Source organism: Nannocystis pusilla, from assembly GCF_026626665.1.
In the GTDB taxonomy this organism is placed as follows: Bacteria; Myxococcota_A; Polyangia; order Nannocystales; family Nannocystaceae; genus Nannocystis; species Nannocystis pusilla.
Genome location: NZ_JAPNKE010000002.1, coordinates 11681080 through 11696973, shown reverse-complemented (window position 1 = coordinate 11696973; position 15894 = coordinate 11681080). Strand labels below are relative to the sequence as shown.

Below are 15894 nucleotides of genomic sequence, written 5' to 3'. Positions count from 1 at the left end.
CGATCGTCCGCTCGCGGCGGCGGGCCGCTACGGCGGGGGAATCTCGACGATCTGGAACCAGTACGCGCCCAATACCTTCATGATGTCGACGAGCGAATCGAACGTCACCGGCTTGATGATGAACGAGTTCACGCCGAGATCGTAAGTGCGGTAGATGTCCTCCTCGGCCTTGGACGTGGTCAACACGACCACCGGGATCCGGCGCAGCTCCGGGTCGCCCTTGATCACCTTGAGCGCCTCGCGGCCGTCCATCCGCGGCATGTTGAGATCGAGCAGGATCATGTCGGGCCGCGGGTTGTCGCCGCCGCTGTACTTGCCGCGCCCGTACAGGTAATCGAGCAGGTCCTCGCCGTCGTCGACGAAGCGGATGTCGTTGACGAGGCGGCTCTCGCGGAGCGCCTCCTCGGCGAGCATGCGGTCCTCGGGGTCGTCGTCGGCGACGAGGATGCTGATCGGTCGACGCATTCTCACGTCCGCTGGCTCCTTTCAGGCTGCCGGACCGGCAGCAGGATCGTGAAGGTCGTCCTCCCCCGGCACGCTGGCGACCTTGATGTAGCCGCGGTGCTGCTCGACGATCTTGCGGCACACCGCCAGGCCGACGCCGGTACCCTCGTACTTGCCGCGGCCGTGGAGGCGCTCGAAGATGCTGAAGATTCGGTCGTGGTGGCGCGGCTCGATGCCGATGCCGTTGTCGCGCACGTGGATCTTCACCATCTCGGGGTCGTCGGGCCCGCGATCGGCCGGCGACGCCGGCTCGGCCGTCACCTCGACCACCGGCTTCACGTCGGGCCGCGTGAACTTCAAGGCGTTGCCGATCAGGTTCTGCAGCAGCTGGCGCATGTGCACCGGGTCGGCCTCGATCGTCGGCAGCTCGCCGAGCTTGACCTCGGCCTCGTTCTCCTCGATGCGCACCTCCAGGTCGGACAGCACGCTCTTGGCGATCTTGGTCAGGTTGACCTTCGCGTAGGCCTGCTCCTTGGCGGAGATCCGCGAGAACATCAGCAGGTCGTTGATGAGGTCCTGCATCCGCTTGGCGGCGTTGCGGATCCGCTCGAGGTAGTCGCGGCCGGTCTCGGCCAGCTCCGCCTCGAACTTGTCGCGCAGGCGGTCGGCGAACGCCTGGATCTTGCGCAGCGGCTCCTGCAGGTCGTGCGAGGCGACCGAGGCGAACCGCTCGAGCTCGCGGTTGCTGCGCTCGAGCGCTGCATGTAGTCGCGCAGCTGCTGCTCCGCGTAGCGCTTGGCCTCCTCGGCCTGGCGCTCCTGGGTGATGTTGCGGGTGATCAGGACGACGCCGATCGAGCGGTCGCCGTCCATGATCGGGCCGAGGCGGCTGGAGTAGTTCTCTTTGCGGCCGTCGGGGTAGATGGCCAGCGTCTCGTACGAGACCATCTTGCCCGTCTCGCGCACCTCGTCGTAGCGGGCGCGCATCGGCTCCTGCTCCTCCGGGGCCGCGAACGCGAGCATCGGCGTGCCGATCGTGTCGGCCACGGTGAGGCCCGGCGGGACCCGATTCACGCCGTTGAGCACGCCGTGCTCGTCGGTGGTGAACACGATGTCGTGCATGGTCTCGAACACCGCCGCGAGCCGGCGCCGGGCGTCGTCCCGCTGCTGCCGCAGCTCGTCGAGGTCGGTGAGCTCGCGGACGGCGATCACGAGCTGCCCGAGCGTCGGCTCCCGCCCGTACCGCAGCACCACCGCGCGATAGCTGGCGCCGGCGCAGCGCAGGCGACACGCCTGCTCGACCATCGTCTCGTCCTCGGCGGCCCTCGTCACCCCGGTCGCGACCCGCTCTCGATCCTCGGGATGGACCTGATCGGCGAAGGCGTGGCCGACCAGCTTGGCGCTGGTGCTCTCGAGCAATTGCGCCGCGGGCTGATTGACCGCGGCGATCCGACCCTCGTTGTCGACGCAAATGAAGGGCTCGTGGGCCAGAGCAAACAGCGCGGGATAGTGAGGCAACTAATCCTCCCTTACGTGCTGTCCTCTATACCAGCGTTCCGCGGGCCCGAGAAGCGCCGGACAGGCGCAGTCGAGTGCGGTGAGTCGCGGCGCACGGCGCGGTTGCGAACCAGCGATTGCCCGTCCGGCCGGCCGGCGCGCCCGCCCGGGCGATCAGCGGCCTGGGCCGCGCAAGTGCGCGTATATCGGGCGATCGGGGTGCACCGTCGCGGTCGGCCGGATCCCCACGTCCTGCCCCGGCAGCACGTCGATTCGGAATCGCGTCAGGATCAGCGCCAGCGCGGTGCTCAGCTCGTAAAGCGCGTAACGCTTGCCGATGCACGCGCGGCCCCGCACTGAATGGGATGTGTGCATACCGGTGACGAGCCCGCACCCGCTCGGGCGTGAAGCGCTCGGGGCGGAACTCCGACGGTTCGTCCCAGAACGCGGGATGATGGTGGCAGAAATACGCCGAGAACATGACGAAGCTGTCTGCGGGGATCCGGCGCGCCATCAGGACGTCGTCCTCGCGCGTGGTCCGGGTCTGCGCCCACACCGGCGGCCGCAGCCGCATGACCTCGTCGAAGACCATTCGCGTGTAGGTGAGACGATCGAGGTCCTCGATGGCGGGCGCTCCGGTGAGCCCGAGCCCCGCGATCTCTTCGCGCACCTTCGCGTACACGTCCGGATGCTGGCCGAGGAACCAGAACGTCCAGGTGAGGATCAGCGCGGTCGTCTCGTGGCCGGCGACGTAGTGGGTGACGATCTCGTCGCGCAACTGCTGGTCGCTCATGCCGTCGCCGGGGCCGTCGTCGCGCGCCTCCATCAGCAGGCGCAGCAGCGTCGGCTGGGCCTCGGGCCCGGCCTTCCGCGCGTGCCCGATGATGTCGTAGACGATCTCGTCGAGGGTCCGCAGCGCCCGACGAAAGCGCAGATTCGCCGGGGTCGGGACCGACAGCGGCAGCGTCAGCGCGCCGCGGTTCATCCGCTGGCCGGCGATCTCGAGGCTCTCGGTGACCGCGCGCGACGAGGCCGCCTCGCGATCGCTCAGGTCCATGCCGAAGAGGGTAAAGCCGACGATCCGCTGCGCGAGGTGCATGCTCTCGGCGTGCAGGTCGAGCACCGCGCCGCGGCGCCGCCGCGCCTCCCACTCGCCGAGCATGTCCTCGACGCAGCGGGCCATCACCGGCACCATTCGTCGCAGGTTGTCCATGTGGAACGCCGGCTGGGTCAGCTTGCGCTGGCGGACCCAGAAGTCGCCGGTGCTGGTGATGAGGCCGTTGCCGAGGAGCGGACGGAGCGGGTCGTAGCCCTTGCCCTTGTAGTAATTGTCGACCCTGGTGTGGAGGATCCGCTCGATCGCGTCGGGGTGAGCGGTGAAGATGATCCGGCTGCGACCGGCGGTCGGGATCTGAAAGAAATCACCGTAGTCCCGCCAGCAGCGCTCGACGTACTCGAAGACCCCCTCGCGCAGGATCGTGGGGAGCGCGCCGACCAGCGGATAGCCGGCAGGCCCGGGCAATCGGAGCGCTTGCTCCGTTCGTGGATGGATGAGCGTATTCATATGTCACCTCCCTGGGTCGGTCTCGAAGCGGAGCGGCCCTGTGGCGTACCAACGATGAATGCAACGGACGAGGCGAGACAGCGTGGCCGCGAACGGGTCGCGCGTCCCGAGGCGATCGAGGTTGTGCTGCAGCAGCCGCTCGTAGCCCTGCCGCTGCGCCTCGACGAAGGCGCGCGCCTGCGCCGGCGGGAGCTCGCGCTCGAGCAGGAGCACCGCGTTCGACACCCGCCCGGCGTGGCCCTCGCGGCGCTCCTTCTCGGCGCTCACGAGGTCGTTGAGCAGGCGCTGCGACAGGTAGAGGTAGCGCTCGACGTTGCCGACCCGCGGGTCGCCGTGCCGCCGCGGCCGGTCGAGCCGCCGCACCAGGTACGCGGCGGTGAGGATGCTCGGCAAGGTGGTGCTGTGCGCGCCCGTCTCGATGCACTCGACCAGCGAGCGCGCCTCGGCGTCGCGCGACATCCGCTCCTCGGCGTACATCGCCCGGAACACCTTGGCCGAGCCGACGCGGAACCACCGGTGCTCGTCGGGGCGCCCGGCGAGCGGCCGGAGCAGGTCGCACAGGCGCTGGAAGAAGCGGACCTCCGGTGTGTCCCCGAGGACAGCCGGCGGCTCGTCTTCGCCGTAGGCGATCAGGGTGGCCCAGTCGACCGGCGTCTGCTCGGCGCGCAGGAACTTGTCGCTGCGATCGTCGAACCAGAACCAGAAGGCGCTGACGAGGGCGATGGCGAACACCTCCTCGCGCCCGTCGACCTCGGGGTCGACGCAGGCCTCGGCGACGTAGAGCCCGTCGGCCGCGTGATGCACGGCGAAGTCCTCGATGTCGGCGGCCCAGGCGGTGATGCGACTCAGCAGCACCTGGTCGACCGCGGCGGCGATCCGGCTCATGTCAGGCCGCTCCTTCCGGGACCGCGGCGATGCACGGCGACCACGGCCAGTTGCGGCGCAGCGCCGCCGGATCCCGCCGACCACGAAGGCCTGGGTGTGGGTGGTGAAGTGGCTGAGCAGCGGCCGCGGACCGAACATGTCCGGATGGCCAGGCCAGGTGCCGTCGGCCCGCTGGGCGTCGACCAGGTATTGCAGGGCCCGATCGACCCGCGCGGGGTGACGATCGACGATCGCCTGCAACGCCAGCCCGGTCGCGCTGGCCGTGCTCGCGCCGCCGGGCTCCGGCGACCAGCCGCCGTCCTCGTTCTGCCGGGCCGCCAGCGCGTCGACGCCGTGACGCACCAGCGCATGGTCCGGCCCGAGCGCGCGCCCGATCTCCGCCAGCGCGTACGGCTCGCCGCGGTACCAGCTCGCCGCCCACACGCCGCGCCGCTCGACCTCGGCCGCCAGCCACCGCCGCGCCGCGCCCACCGCGATCCGGTGCCGCCCGCGATAGGCGTCGAGCGCCGACAGCACGTGCGCGACGACGTCTTCCACGGGTGGGTCGTCGCGGGATTGCCAGGTGCGCCACAGGCCGCTGTCCATCTGCACCCGCCCGAGGTAAGCGAGCGCGCGATCTTTCGTGCGCTCCCCCTGCATCGTGCCGCGCAGCGCCAGCACCACCGCGCCGGTGGTGTCATTGTCGGACTCGACGCCCGAGCGGAAGGGCCAGCCGCCGTCGACGTTCTGCGTCGCCTGCAAGAAGTCGAGCGCAGGCTGCAGCGCAGTCTGCACGAACGCGGGCTGCCCGGCGAAGGCGCGGACGATCAGCGAGGTGTCCCAGACGTCGCTGGTACAAAAGCGCCAGCTGCCATCGGCCTGTTGATGCTCGAGCAATTGCGACCTCAGCACGAACCATGGGTCCGACGTCGGCGCCGCGATGCACAGGGCGATGTAGGCCAGGGCGGTGCTGATCGGGTTGAAGAAGAACCCGGAGCGCGGCGCCTGCACGTGCACCAAATCGAAGCCCGCGGCCTCGACCGCGGTCTGCCGCCCGGCCCGCGCCTGCAGCAGGATGTGCAGCGCGATCAGCTCGACCTTGCTCCACTGCTTGTGCTTGGCCCGGGTGCAGCGCTCGTACTCCCGCGCGACGAGCTCCCGCAGTCGTCCTCGGACCGGCGAGCCCGCACCTCGAGCCCGGCGTGCAGCGCCAGGGTGTGCAGCAGCATGGTCCGGCTGGCCAGCACCGGCGCGTCGAGCTCGGGCGCGGTCAGGTCGACCGCCCCGCCGGCGCCGACGATGATCCGCCGCAGCGTGTCCTCCAATAGAAAGGACACCGGGTGGTGCTCCTGCGGCGCCGCCGATTCGACCCCGCCCGCGCCCGCGCGACGGCCCGCCGATCGAGCCGCCCGGGCGTGTGGGCCAGGGCGTACCCGGCCAGCGCGGTCTCGAAGATCCGCCCGTCCGGCGCGACCTCCCACGATCCGTCAGGCCGCTGCAGCGAGATGCAATGCTCCACCGCCAGCCCCACACGCCGCGACCCGCTCACCCAGGGGATGCACCGGTCGCGATGATGATTGTAAAGCCTCGCCGGTGCCTTCGGCGGAAGGAGATGCGTGCCGAATGGCGCTGACGCGAGGACTCCGCGCGTTGATTGTCACGTGATGGTCCTATCGCATGGGTGGTTTGGAACTGTCAAGTACTGACATGATTCGCCGGAGCTGCCAGTCGAGGTCCAAAGTTTGTCAATCGCAGAGTCTAACGGCCAAGCTTCACTCCAGCGCAGCGGAGCCGCGAGTCTCACGACCCGGTTCCACCGTCGCAACACTTTTAATAGTGATCCAAATGTCGCCACGGATCACGCCCCCGGCGACATTTTTCGTCGTGTCATGATTTAAGGCGCCGACGCCGCGGCGTCGGCGAGATTCGCAGTCACTCGTCGCAGGCGCGCATCATGTCCTATGAACATTGTTCAAATGATGTTTCGTATGCCCGCGCCGCCTGCCGGCATTCCTCGCCCCGGCTCGCCCCGGCGGGCCCTCGACCCGCGACGGCAGACGCTGGGACGCGTCATTCATGATGCCAACCGCGGGGCCGCGTCGGCGGAGGCAGGGACGGCCCGATCCACGTCGGCGAGGTCGAATCACCAGGCCGCCCGCGAGCCCCTTGTAGAGTGAATCGTCGGGCATCGAGCGAAACCTGAGGCCGGCTCGGGCCTTTCCGAAGGAAGCTTTGTCGAGCCCCGCCAGCCACGCTGCCCGACCTGTCGCCACTGCAGACAGGCGCTCGCGCTCCGCCGCGAGCCGAGGGCCGCGCGATGGTACAGCGTTTATTGCGGCCGATCATTCGCTCATTGCCCTGTGCGCAATTCCCGTCGGCGCCGCCGCGTCGGCGTCGATGGGCCCGTGCCGAGAAGGATCGGGGCCGTTCGCTGCGGGACCCGTCCGCGGATGCGGAACAACCCCTGCGCGGCGGGAGGGGTCGACGCGGGGAAGCGCGACTCCTGGAGCCGGGCGGTGCCGCGAGACGCGACGGTTTGTGCACAGTGGCTGCGAGATCTCGAAGTCGCCTCGCCTCGGGCCGCGGCTCCCCTCATTCATCAGGTCGGCGGGTGCGGTCGATCGTCGCAGGGCGGTCGGTCGATGCGAGAGGAGATGCACGCCTGCCCGACTCGCAGCAGGGTCTGCATCGGCGCGCCGGCGGGCCTCGACCGACGCCGGCGTCACCGGTCGCGGGCGGCTGCGCGAGCTCGCCGAGCACGGCTCACCCCGCTCTCGGGGTCACGAGTTTGTCCGCGAGATCGACACCGACGCCCGCTGCCGGCCACGATGTCTGCCTTGGCGTCGCTGTCGATGTCGCCGGCGGTCGGGTCCTCCGCGGGCCGCTTGAGCTCGCGCGTCTGGATGCAGGGCGCGTCGATGTCGATCACGTGGAGCTTCCGCCGCTCCCGTGAAGGCGCCCCATCGCCGCGGCCGTCGACGTCGGCGACGGGTCCGAGCCCGAGCGCCAGATCGGGTCCCCGCCGCGATCGGCGTCGACTCGCTCGGGCATTCGCGGTCCCCATAAAGGCCTCGGCGAACCGCCGTCGTCGCTCCTGACGGGAGACGTCATTGTCCCGGCAGTCGCAATCGCGCCCTCACCCGAGAGGCGATCGAGTACCCTCGCCGCGCGCATGCCCCGGACGAAGCGACCCCTCGCCGCGCCACCAGAAGCTCCTGCGAACCCCGAGCACGTCTCGCGCACGCCGCTCGAGGTCGGGCTCGGGCGGGTGCTCGCCGCCTATGCGCGGCACCTGCTGACGGGAGACCGGGTCGTGCCCGGCTTCGCGGCCAGACTCGACGGCCCGCACGTCCTCGTCGGCGTGCAGGCGCCCGACGCCCTCCGGCACGTCCGTCGCCGCGCCAGCGCTTACCTGCGGCTGTGCGCCGACGTATGGGGCCAGAGCCAGTCCGCGGCCGAGCGCGCCGTCTTGCCGTCGCTCGTCGCCACGCTGACCTCGCATCCGAGCGGCGGCGCCAACGGTTGGTCGCGGTTCCACGAGCTCGAGACGGATCCGGACTGGCTCGAGGGCCTCGAGGCCGTCGCCGCGGCGCTCGTCCCCGGCGCGCCCGAGGAGGCCGTCCTGCTCCTCCGGCGCCTCTACGACGTCGACGGCCGCTTCGGCCCCGATCGCGGCCTCTATTCGCGCGACTTTCGTCCGCGCAAGGCCCCCGCCGCGATCGCCAGAGCCGTCGCCGCGCGTTCACCCGTCACGCCCGAGTCCGAGTGGTCGCGCAGCACCTCGCCGCACGGCGCGATCAAGCGCGTCATCCCGTTCGCTACCTCCGAGAGCGCCGCCGAGCGCCTCGCGGTCGCGTCGCGGATCGCCGACGTGCTGCCGCAGCTCAGCCTCTCGAACCACCTCACCTGCTACGCGCTCGTCGACAAGGCGCTGCCCGCCCTCCTCCAGGACGGCGACGGGGCGGTCCACGAGGTCGCTCTCGGCGTCGCCCAGAACCTCGGCATGAAGCTGCTGTACCACCGCGCCTACGCCGAGGCGAAGCGCCTGCTCGACCTCGTCGTCCCGTATCACGTCGCGCTGCCCGAGACGCTGCGCGCGCTGGGAGTGCCGCCTCTACCTCGATGCATGTACAGGCGCCGCCGACCTCGACGCCGCCGAGGAGGACTGGAACCGCGCCGCGGCCCTCGACGCGCCCACCGATCCGAGCATGGTCGGCCGCTGCATGTTCTGGGCGGGCGACGTCACCGATCGCCGCGGCGTCGCGCTGGCGCGGGTGGCCAAGGGGCTGGTCGCGCGCGCCGAGGGCGGCGATCCGTGCAAGGACCGCAAGGTCGCAAGGCCCCCGCGGCGGACGAGAAGGCGCGCCTGGTGGCTCGCGCGGCCGCGCTGAGCGGCAAGGCGCTGGCGACCGCGACGCCGCGGATCGAGCAAGACCTCGAGCGCGCGCGCGCGGCGGGCACCGCGAGCGGGCGCGGGTTCCAGGCCGAGGAGTACGCCGCCCGCGCGCAGGTGCGAGAGGCGTCGGGCGAGCTCGCGGGCGCCCTCGCCGACTACGAGGCCGCGCGCAGGCTGTCGATCGCGGCCGGCCTGTCGTGGCAGATCGATCACCACGGCGAGCCGATCCGCCGGCTGCGGGCGCAGCTCGCCCCGCCGGCGCCCGGCACCATCCCGCCGGGCTTCGACCCGCCGTGGTTCCTCGATCCGGCGCGCACCGCCGACGAGCGCGAACGGGCCGCGACCGCCTGGTTCGCGCAGCCCTGGCGCGAGTTCCCGGCCACCCCGCAGGCCGCCGCGGGCCGCCCCTTCGCGTACGTGCTGCTGCGCGACGCCGTCGCTCACAGCGCCGCGCTGTGGCAGCTCGCCGAGCGAGACGGCATCGACCTCGGCGACCGCCTCGCCTTCGCCGCGCGCGCCTCGTCGTCCTCGATCGCTGGACCGACCGCCGCGACGCCTCTCTGCTCGAGAGCGTGCTCCGCGACTCGCACGAGCTCGCCTTCTTCGGCACCGGCTGCGCGGTCGACAAGAAGCCGGCGGAGGAGCGGCGGCCGCTGCTCGAGTGGCTGGGCCAGCTCGCCCGCGCCGAACCGCTCGACGAGGCCGCGGTGCTGCAGGGCCTGGGTAGCGTGCGCTGGACCTCGCTCGCGGCCGAGTTCGCCGCCAAGGTCGGCGACTACGATCCGCTGCGCGACCTGTTCGACGCGGTGCGCCGCGCGGGCTGCGACGGCGAGGCGCTCGCCCTGGTGTTACGCCTACCAGCCGCTGATGCGAAACGACTGGTCCAACTTCGGCAAGCCGCGCGGCGCGGCCGCGAAGTGGGAGTCACTCGGCCGCGCGCTCGCGTCGCTCGACGGCCGCAAGCTGGCCCCCGCGCTCATCGCCTGGACGCGCGCCCAGCAGGCGGTGCCGGGCTACTACGGCCTGCCGCGGCTGAGCAGCAAGTGGCTGTGGCCGCTCTACTACGCGTGGTCCGAGGCCCACGTCCCGGCCTTCCTCGCCGAGGTGAGCAAGGGCAACCTCGACAACGGCAAGTCGCTGTCGAGAGACCCAGAAGGCCGCGCGCCGCGGTGCCTCGATTGGTTCGCCGCGCGCACGTGAGGCCGCGAGCTCGCTACGGCAGGTTCGCCATCGGGCTGACCGACAGCTCGAGCGGCGCGTGCCCGTTGTAGCCGAGGCCGTGTTGATTCCACACCATCGCCTCGGGTCGCGGCTGGACCCGACCGGCGTCGTCGGCGGCCCGCGTCATCAAGCGATAGCGCCCGGGCTCCGCGCCCTTCCACAGCACCTCGAAGCGCACCCACATCATCGGCTCGGCCTTGTGGAGCAGCTTCGCCGCGCGCTAGGGCGGATCCACACCGAACTCCAGCGATTGGGCGCGATCTGCCGCTCGATGCACACGTCGACCTCCTCGATCGCGCCGGCGCCCGACCACGCGCGACCGTGCAGCGTCTGGTCGCCCGGCGACAGCGTGAGGCCCTCGGCCAGCTCGAGCGCGCTGCGGACCGGGCCCACGGTGGCGGGATCTCCTCCGGATAGTCCGGACCCGCGAGGACCTGATTGCGCTGGAAGTGCGACAGCGGCAGCGGCTCCTTCGCCACCTCGATGCGGCCGAGCCACTTGACCGCAGAGTTGCCGCCCCAGCCGGAGAACACGGCGCGCAGCGGGAAGCCGTGATCGACGGGCAGCGGCGCGCCCGCCATTCCGTAGGCCAGCAGGGTGTCGTCCGCGAGCACCTTGTCGAGCGCGATCACCTGCGAATACGGCGACTGCCCGGCCGACGTGACGATCGAATCGAGGCTGGTGAAGCGGGCGTTCGCGGCCGGGCCGAGCCCGACCGCGGCCAGCACGTCCTTGACCCGCACGCCCGTCCACTCCGTCGCCCCCACCGCGCCGAAGTGCCATTGAGTCCAGCCGACGGGCAGCCGCTGAAGCTCTTGTAGGGCGAGACCTTGGGGAAGAAGGCGCGGCAATTGACGCCGCAGTCGAGGACGCGGCGGAGCGTGACCGCGGGCAGCGCGAGGAGCTCGCCGTAGGTGAACGAGCGCGGCTTCGCCACGGCGCTCCCGCCGACCTCGAGGCGCCAGTCGGCGACGTCGAGCTTCGGCGGGGCGGCGCGGCTGTGGATGTACATGCGATCGTTGGGGACGAAATCGCCGTACTCCTGCGCCGCGCCGAAGTTCATCTCCTCCGAACCATTTCCGCGCGAGATGAAATAGTTCGAGGGCGTCGACTGGACGACGTAGTTGGGCGGTGGCTTCGGCGGCACAGGATACCCTTGCGATTCGCGAGATCGAGCGAGGTCGCCGACGAAAGCTATCACCGCGCGAATGCCCGGCAACGGGCCGCGCGGCGGTGAAGGCGCAGTTGTGCCCGCACCCGCGGATCGCTGCGCGGCGCGACCGGTGAAATGCGGGACGCACCCTTGCCGGCGATCGCCGCGACCACGCGCGACCGCCTCGACCGCCGCTGCGCAGCCGACGCGGATCATCGTCGCAGGCGCCGGCCTCGCCCGATCCGCCGCAGGCACACCGCGGCGCCACGCCCACCCCGGAGGCATGAACCCGCGCCGGTGGCCGGCCCCCCGTGGTCGCCGGCGCTCCGCTCACCAGGGCCAGGGCAGCTGCGTGCCGCAGAGGAAGTTGTCGTCCCACGTGTCGGGGTCGGCGTACTCGTGCCACTGCACACAGCGGTTGCCCTGGTCCGGCCCGTCGTACCGCCAGTTGAAGATCCACTTGCTGCTCGTCGGCACGCACAGATAATTGTCGCTCCAGGCGTGCAGGTCGACCGGCTCGACGATCTGGGTGCACCGCATGCCCGCGATCGGCCCGGACATCGACCACTGCGCGCCGATGTCCTTGTCCGAGCAGAAGTAGTTGTCGTCCCAGGCGTACGGATCGGAGTGCTCGGCGACCGAGATGCAGTGCTTGCCGGGGATCGGTCCCCACGCCGAATACGACAGGTTGAGACGATCGCCGTAGAGCGACTGGATGCCGATGACGTCGTCGAGCCGGAGGTTGGGCTTCGGCCCGCCGTAGAACGCGTACATCACCGCGTCCGTGTCGTCCGAGTGATCGAGGCCCAGCGCGTGCCCGATCTCGTGGAGCGCGACCGAGCGCAGGTCGATCACCCCGTCGCCGCCGCCGAGGTTCCAGGTCTGTCCTCGTCGAAGTGGACGTCGCCGAGGGCCCGCTCCCCGGCGGCCAGGCGTGGGCGAGCACCCCGCTCGCGCCGTCGAACGGCCGATTGTCGCCGTGGTTGCCGGCGCCGAAGCTGATCTCGATGTCGGCGTCGTCCTCCTCGTAAAAGCGCAGGTTGGTCACCGCGCCCCAGCGGGCGAACGCCTCCGCGATCGCCCCGCGCACGTCCTCCTGGGCGAGATCTCCGGTGAAGTTGCGGAAGCGGTAGAGGACCTGGTTCGAGTCCCAGGTGGAGCCGGGTGCACAGTTGCGACGACCCCTGGCGCGGGCGCGGCAGCTCGTAATAATCGGGGATCCCACAGCGAGGCGCGGCCATCAGCCGCTGGGTCTCGGCGTTCAGCGTGCCGTCGACGACGAGCCCGTGCGCCGCCTGGAACCGCGACACCGCCTCCTCGAGCACCTCGTCGAACACCTCCGGGTCCTCCGGCTCGTGGTCGAGCACCGGCTTCCAGCCCGGCAGGCGCTCCAGCGCCGCGTTGGGGAAATAGCCGTACTGCTTGAGGTAGGCGTGGGCGCGCGCGACCTTCTCGCCGCGATCGCCGACGACCGGCCCGAGCTCGGGCGCGTCGGCGAGGTCGCCGACGAACGGGTCGCCGTCGGCGCCGGTGTCGTCGCCCTGCGCGGGCAGCCCCTCGCCCTCCACGCATGAAACCGTGAAACTGACGCACGCCAGGGCCGTGAGGCCGCGTCGCGCGAAACGACCGTGGATCGATGAAACCATGGGTAATTCTCCTTAGTCCTGTAAAAATGCCCCGGCATCGCCGGGACCGAGTCCGACGAATATGCGGCGCGCCGACCCGGCCGGATCATCGCCGCGATCGCCGGACGCTTTCAGAACGTCATGAAGAGGCCCCGCAATCGCGCCTGCGGCCGGTCCACGAATCCCGTGGCAAACCGCACGACCGGCGCCTGCACGCCGTGAAACCGCGAGCCCGCGATGAAACCTCCGAGATGGAGCGCGTGCGACCCATGCCGTCCTCCGAGCCGCGGTGCGCAGAGCAGACCACGATCGATGTGCCAGTGAGGTCATTGCTCCGCACGGGCGAATCATCGCAGCGTCACCGGATTGGCGGCCCCTGCGGATCGAGGTCGCCAGACCCTACGTGAACCCCCGCCCCGGCGAAAAATTCGCGCTGGTCCTCGAGCACTGGGTCTCGACGGACACGTCGCTGGAAGACGGCTGGCTCGGCACGTGGGAGACCACCGCCATGATCCACGAGAATGAGATGACGAGCGTGCCCCGGGGCCCGACACCGTCAAGATCACCGAGCTCGCGGGCAACTGGGACACGCACGACCCCGCCGATCCGCCGCGCCTCGTCGGCACGATCGAGGGCCCGATCTCGGGGCCGTTCGACGCGGTGTTCTGCGACAAGCTCGTCGCATTCATCATCCCCGAGTGAGGTGAGTCGGAGCTCGCGCCCGGGGCCGCGGCGCGGCGGCCATCGAGCCGTCTCGCCGGCCCTGCGCGCCGCGGACGTCGCCCCCGGCGCGCGCCTCGGCCCTCGCCTCGCCTGCGCAATCGTGAGCAGCGCGCCCGTCGCCTCCAGCGGGCGTGACCCGACGCATCGGCGGCGCGGCCCAGGTGCCCGCACTGCGGGCGTGGCCCACCTTCGCTCGGAGCGAGGGGACGTCGCATGGATCCGGCCGAGCGATTGCGAGGTTCAAGCGGAACGCCAAGGCGATGGGCCCGAAGAGCGCACCGCCGCCCTGGCGAGCGAGGAATCGCGCGCCTCATCGAGGCGGCGACCTGCTCGGCCAGGTTCGCCGTCCTCTGCGAGGGGCACTGCTGCAATCACTGCGGCGCCCACTGCGGCAATCACTGCCGATCGCACCCCGACCGCTCGCGCCCGCGAGGCGCGACCGGCGAAGCGGCGAAATGACGACAGCGCCCGCGGACCTCGCTTCGACGTCGCCGGCCCGCGTCCGGGGCGAGGCGCCTCGGCATCGCGCCGCGAGGTCGCAGACGACGCGACTGCACACCTTGCTGCGGAGGAGGCATCGCCCGTGGACCCGAGACAACGACTACAACGATTCAAGCGCGCCGCCAAGGCGCTGCCGTGCGAGCAGCGGCGCGCGGCGCTGGCGAGCCAGGAATTCGCGCGCCTCGTCGATCGGACGACCTTCCGCCCGCGGGCGGCCGCCCTTTGCGAGGTGCACTGCGACGGCCACTGCGCGACCCATTGCGGGGCCACTGCCTCGCGCACCCGGACTGACCGCCCTCATCGACCCTGCAGCCCTGCCGCCCAGGGGGCGTGTGACCGTGACAATGGGTCTCGCAGTGCCCCACGCAGTGAGACTCGCACTCCGCGGCTGACTGGGCCGAACAGGCCGCCTCCTCCACGAGGCGCTTGAAGCCCTCGCTCGTCAGCGCCGCGCTGCGCTCCGCAGCGGCCATCGCCTTGGCCCTGGCCTTGAACTCTTTCAGCCGTTCGGCAGGATGCACGTCTTTTCCCTCCTGCAATGAAAGGTGCGACACGCTTCGGCGCCGGCAACGCTCGGGAGATTGGCACGTGCAGTGTGGCACACCGGCGGACGATCGCCGCGGGAGGTCCTCGCGCGCGTCGCCGCAGCGACCGCGCGCTCGGGCGTGGCCCATGCTGCGGCCGCCGCTGCGGCCGCGACGATGCGGCCCGGGAGGTCCGGCGGCGCACGCACGCCTGCACGTGCCACGAGGCACACCGCTCGGGCGCCTCGTCACTGCGATCTCTGTGCGCGCATTTATTTATTTAAAGCGAACCCGACGCGACGTCCGGGCGCTGCAGGACGTGGCCGTGGCAATGGCTGATGCAGTGGCTCACGCACTGCGTCCCCGCCGTCAGGCGGCGGTCTCGTCCGGGGCTGAAGACCCACAGGGTCTTGGTCGTGTCCATCGTCTCGAGCGCGTCGCGCGGGGTCGGTCGCAGCGTCAGCACGCGGCCCACCTCGTCCGTCGTCTCGAGCAGCGTCGTCTCGCTGTCGAGCTCGAACGGCCGGCGCGACGCCAGGCTGACGATCCCGAACAGATCGGCCAGCTCGAGCTCCTCCAGGCAATCGGCGAGCGCGTCGAGGAACTCGACCGCCGCCCGGATCGTCTCGATCTCGGCGCGCGCGTCGATGTGATGCTCGGGCAGCGGGTGCACGAATCCAGCGGTACCAGCCCTTGCCGCTCGCTCCCGGTCGAGCTTCCACAGGTACGGCAGGTGGCCCCGGCACTCGCGGGCGCGCTTCGGTCGCATGAACGCGGCGTCGCCCTCGAACTCGCGCAGGACCAATTCGTCGGCGGCCAGGTCGAAGTGCTTGTGGATCAGATTGATCCCGACGCTGCTCTCCAGGCCGTACTCGGTGATGACATTTCCCAGCCGCGTGACGTCCTGCACCCGGCGCTCCAGCTCGTCCGCGCGCTGGAGAAGTCGTTCAAACGGCGGAATACGTCGGGGTCGTACTCCAACAGGTTCATTTCGCCGAGGTGCAGCATAACTCGCTCCGAATGCTCCTCGTCCGAGGCTTGACGAAGATCGCGCCGGCGCAACCAACGGGAGCAGGGGAACCCCTACGCCGCGCAATCGGGCGCGGCCGCCTCGGCTGCGCAGTCACCGCGGCGGCCGCGAATCCTGCAGACGCTGCGGGCGCTCGACTCCGGCCGCGCAAAATCGAAGCGACCGCTCGCTCGGGCCCGCGCCGTCGCTCGCGAACGAGCGACGGCAACGGCCGCCCGCCGATTTCGCGCCCGACCGCGGTCGGCGGTCGGCGACACCCGTGCTCGGCCCATTTCTACATGTCCCGAGATACATATGCATCCAAAGGGCCGGCGCAGGCCGAGCTCGCCCGTCCATCCCAATGCACACACTGC

General features: G+C 70.8%; 10 protein-coding genes and 6 pseudogenes. 1 reads left to right on the top strand and 15 read right to left on the bottom strand.

Features of this window, described 5'->3' with window-relative positions:
• Positions 1-27: 27 nt before the first annotated feature.
• From OV079_RS51915 to OV079_RS51890, 7 genes and pseudogenes are all read right to left on the bottom strand, one after another.
• The gene (locus tag OV079_RS51915; protein ID WP_267778843.1) at positions 28-465 is read right to left on the bottom strand and encodes a response regulator; all 438 of its coding nucleotides are present in this window, start codon (positions 463-465) and stop codon (positions 28-30) included.
• A 21-nt stretch (positions 466-486) separates the two neighbouring features.
• A complete protein-coding gene (locus OV079_RS51910; RefSeq protein WP_267778071.1) occupies positions 487-1026 on the bottom strand; it encodes a sensor histidine kinase in 540 nt (179 codons plus the stop codon).
• 12 nt (positions 1027-1038) lie between these two features.
• Positions 1039-1125 (bottom strand): annotated as a pseudogene (locus tag OV079_RS60225) (hypothetical protein); the annotation flags it as partial.
• A 128-nt stretch (positions 1126-1253) separates the two neighbouring features.
• Positions 1254-1961, bottom strand: a pseudogene (locus OV079_RS51905) (PAS domain-containing protein); the annotation flags it as partial.
• Between the two features lie 25 nt (positions 1962-1986).
• The gene (locus OV079_RS51900) at positions 1987-3462 is read right to left on the bottom strand and encodes a cytochrome P450 (RefSeq protein WP_267778068.1); all 1476 of its coding nucleotides are present in this window, start codon (positions 3460-3462) and stop codon (positions 1987-1989) included.
• Between the two features lie 45 nt (positions 3463-3507).
• Positions 3508-5379 (bottom strand): terpene synthase family protein, encoded by a 1872-nt coding sequence (locus OV079_RS51895; RefSeq protein WP_267778066.1) that lies wholly within the window; start codon positions 5377-5379, stop codon positions 3508-3510.
• Positions 5380-5456: 77 nt separating this feature from the next.
• Positions 5457-5705 (bottom strand): hypothetical protein, encoded by a 249-nt coding sequence (locus OV079_RS51890; RefSeq protein ID WP_267778065.1) that lies wholly within the window; start codon positions 5703-5705, stop codon positions 5457-5459.
• Positions 5706-7540: 1835 nt separating this feature from the next.
• Between OV079_RS51890 and OV079_RS51885 the strand changes: the two genes are divergently transcribed.
• Positions 7541-9964: a hypothetical protein gene (locus OV079_RS51885; RefSeq protein ID WP_267778063.1), complete on the top strand. Its 2424-nt coding sequence runs from the start codon at positions 7541-7543 to the stop codon at positions 9962-9964.
• Between the two features lie 13 nt (positions 9965-9977).
• Here OV079_RS51885 and OV079_RS51880 read toward each other — a convergent pair whose 3' ends face one another.
• From OV079_RS51880 to OV079_RS51855, 8 genes and pseudogenes are all read right to left on the bottom strand, one after another.
• On the bottom strand, positions 9978-10172 hold the full coding sequence (locus OV079_RS51880; RefSeq protein WP_267778062.1) for a hypothetical protein: 195 nt from the start codon (positions 10170-10172) through the stop codon (positions 9978-9980).
• Positions 10169-10378, bottom strand: coding sequence for a hypothetical protein (locus OV079_RS51875; protein ID WP_267778061.1), 210 nt, complete (start codon positions 10376-10378; stop codon positions 10169-10171). Before OV079_RS51875 ends, OV079_RS51880 begins: the two co-directional genes overlap by 4 nt.
• A 131-nt stretch (positions 10379-10509) precedes the next feature.
• Positions 10510-10722 (bottom strand): annotated as a pseudogene (locus OV079_RS60220) (molybdopterin-dependent oxidoreductase); the annotation flags it as partial.
• Between the two features lie 104 nt (positions 10723-10826).
• A pseudogene (locus OV079_RS60215) lies at positions 10827-10997 on the bottom strand (molybdopterin-dependent oxidoreductase); the annotation flags it as partial.
• Positions 10998-11468: 471 nt separating this feature from the next.
• Positions 11469-11993 (bottom strand): matrixin family metalloprotease, encoded by a 525-nt coding sequence (locus tag OV079_RS51865; RefSeq protein WP_267778059.1) that lies wholly within the window; start codon positions 11991-11993, stop codon positions 11469-11471.
• A gap of 109 nt (positions 11994-12102) precedes the next feature.
• Positions 12103-12363 (bottom strand): annotated as a pseudogene (locus tag OV079_RS60210) (matrixin family metalloprotease); the annotation flags it as partial.
• A gap of 25 nt (positions 12364-12388) precedes the next feature.
• Positions 12389-12784, bottom strand: a pseudogene (locus OV079_RS60205) (peptidoglycan-binding protein); the annotation flags it as partial.
• Positions 12785-14791: 2007 nt separating this feature from the next.
• A complete protein-coding gene (locus OV079_RS51855) occupies positions 14792-15421 on the bottom strand; it encodes a hypothetical protein (protein WP_267778055.1) in 630 nt (209 codons plus the stop codon).
• Positions 15422-15894: the final 473 nt, after the last annotated feature.

Excerpts from the sequence above, each read along its gene's own strand:
- OV079_RS51915 (WP_267778843.1), bottom strand. The coding sequence starts at position 465 with ATGCGTCGACCGATCAGCATCCTCGTCGCCGACGACGACCCCGAGGAC.
- OV079_RS51910 (WP_267778071.1), bottom strand. The coding sequence starts at position 1,026 with ATGCAGGACCTCATCAACGACCTGCTGATGTTCTCGCGGATCTCCGCC.
- OV079_RS51885 (WP_267778063.1), top strand. The coding sequence starts at position 7,541 with ATGCCCCGGACGAAGCGACCCCTCGCCGCGCCACCAGAAGCTCCTGCG.
- OV079_RS51880 (WP_267778062.1), bottom strand. The coding sequence starts at position 10,172 with ATGATGTGGGTGCGCTTCGAGGTGCTGTGGAAGGGCGCGGAGCCCGGG.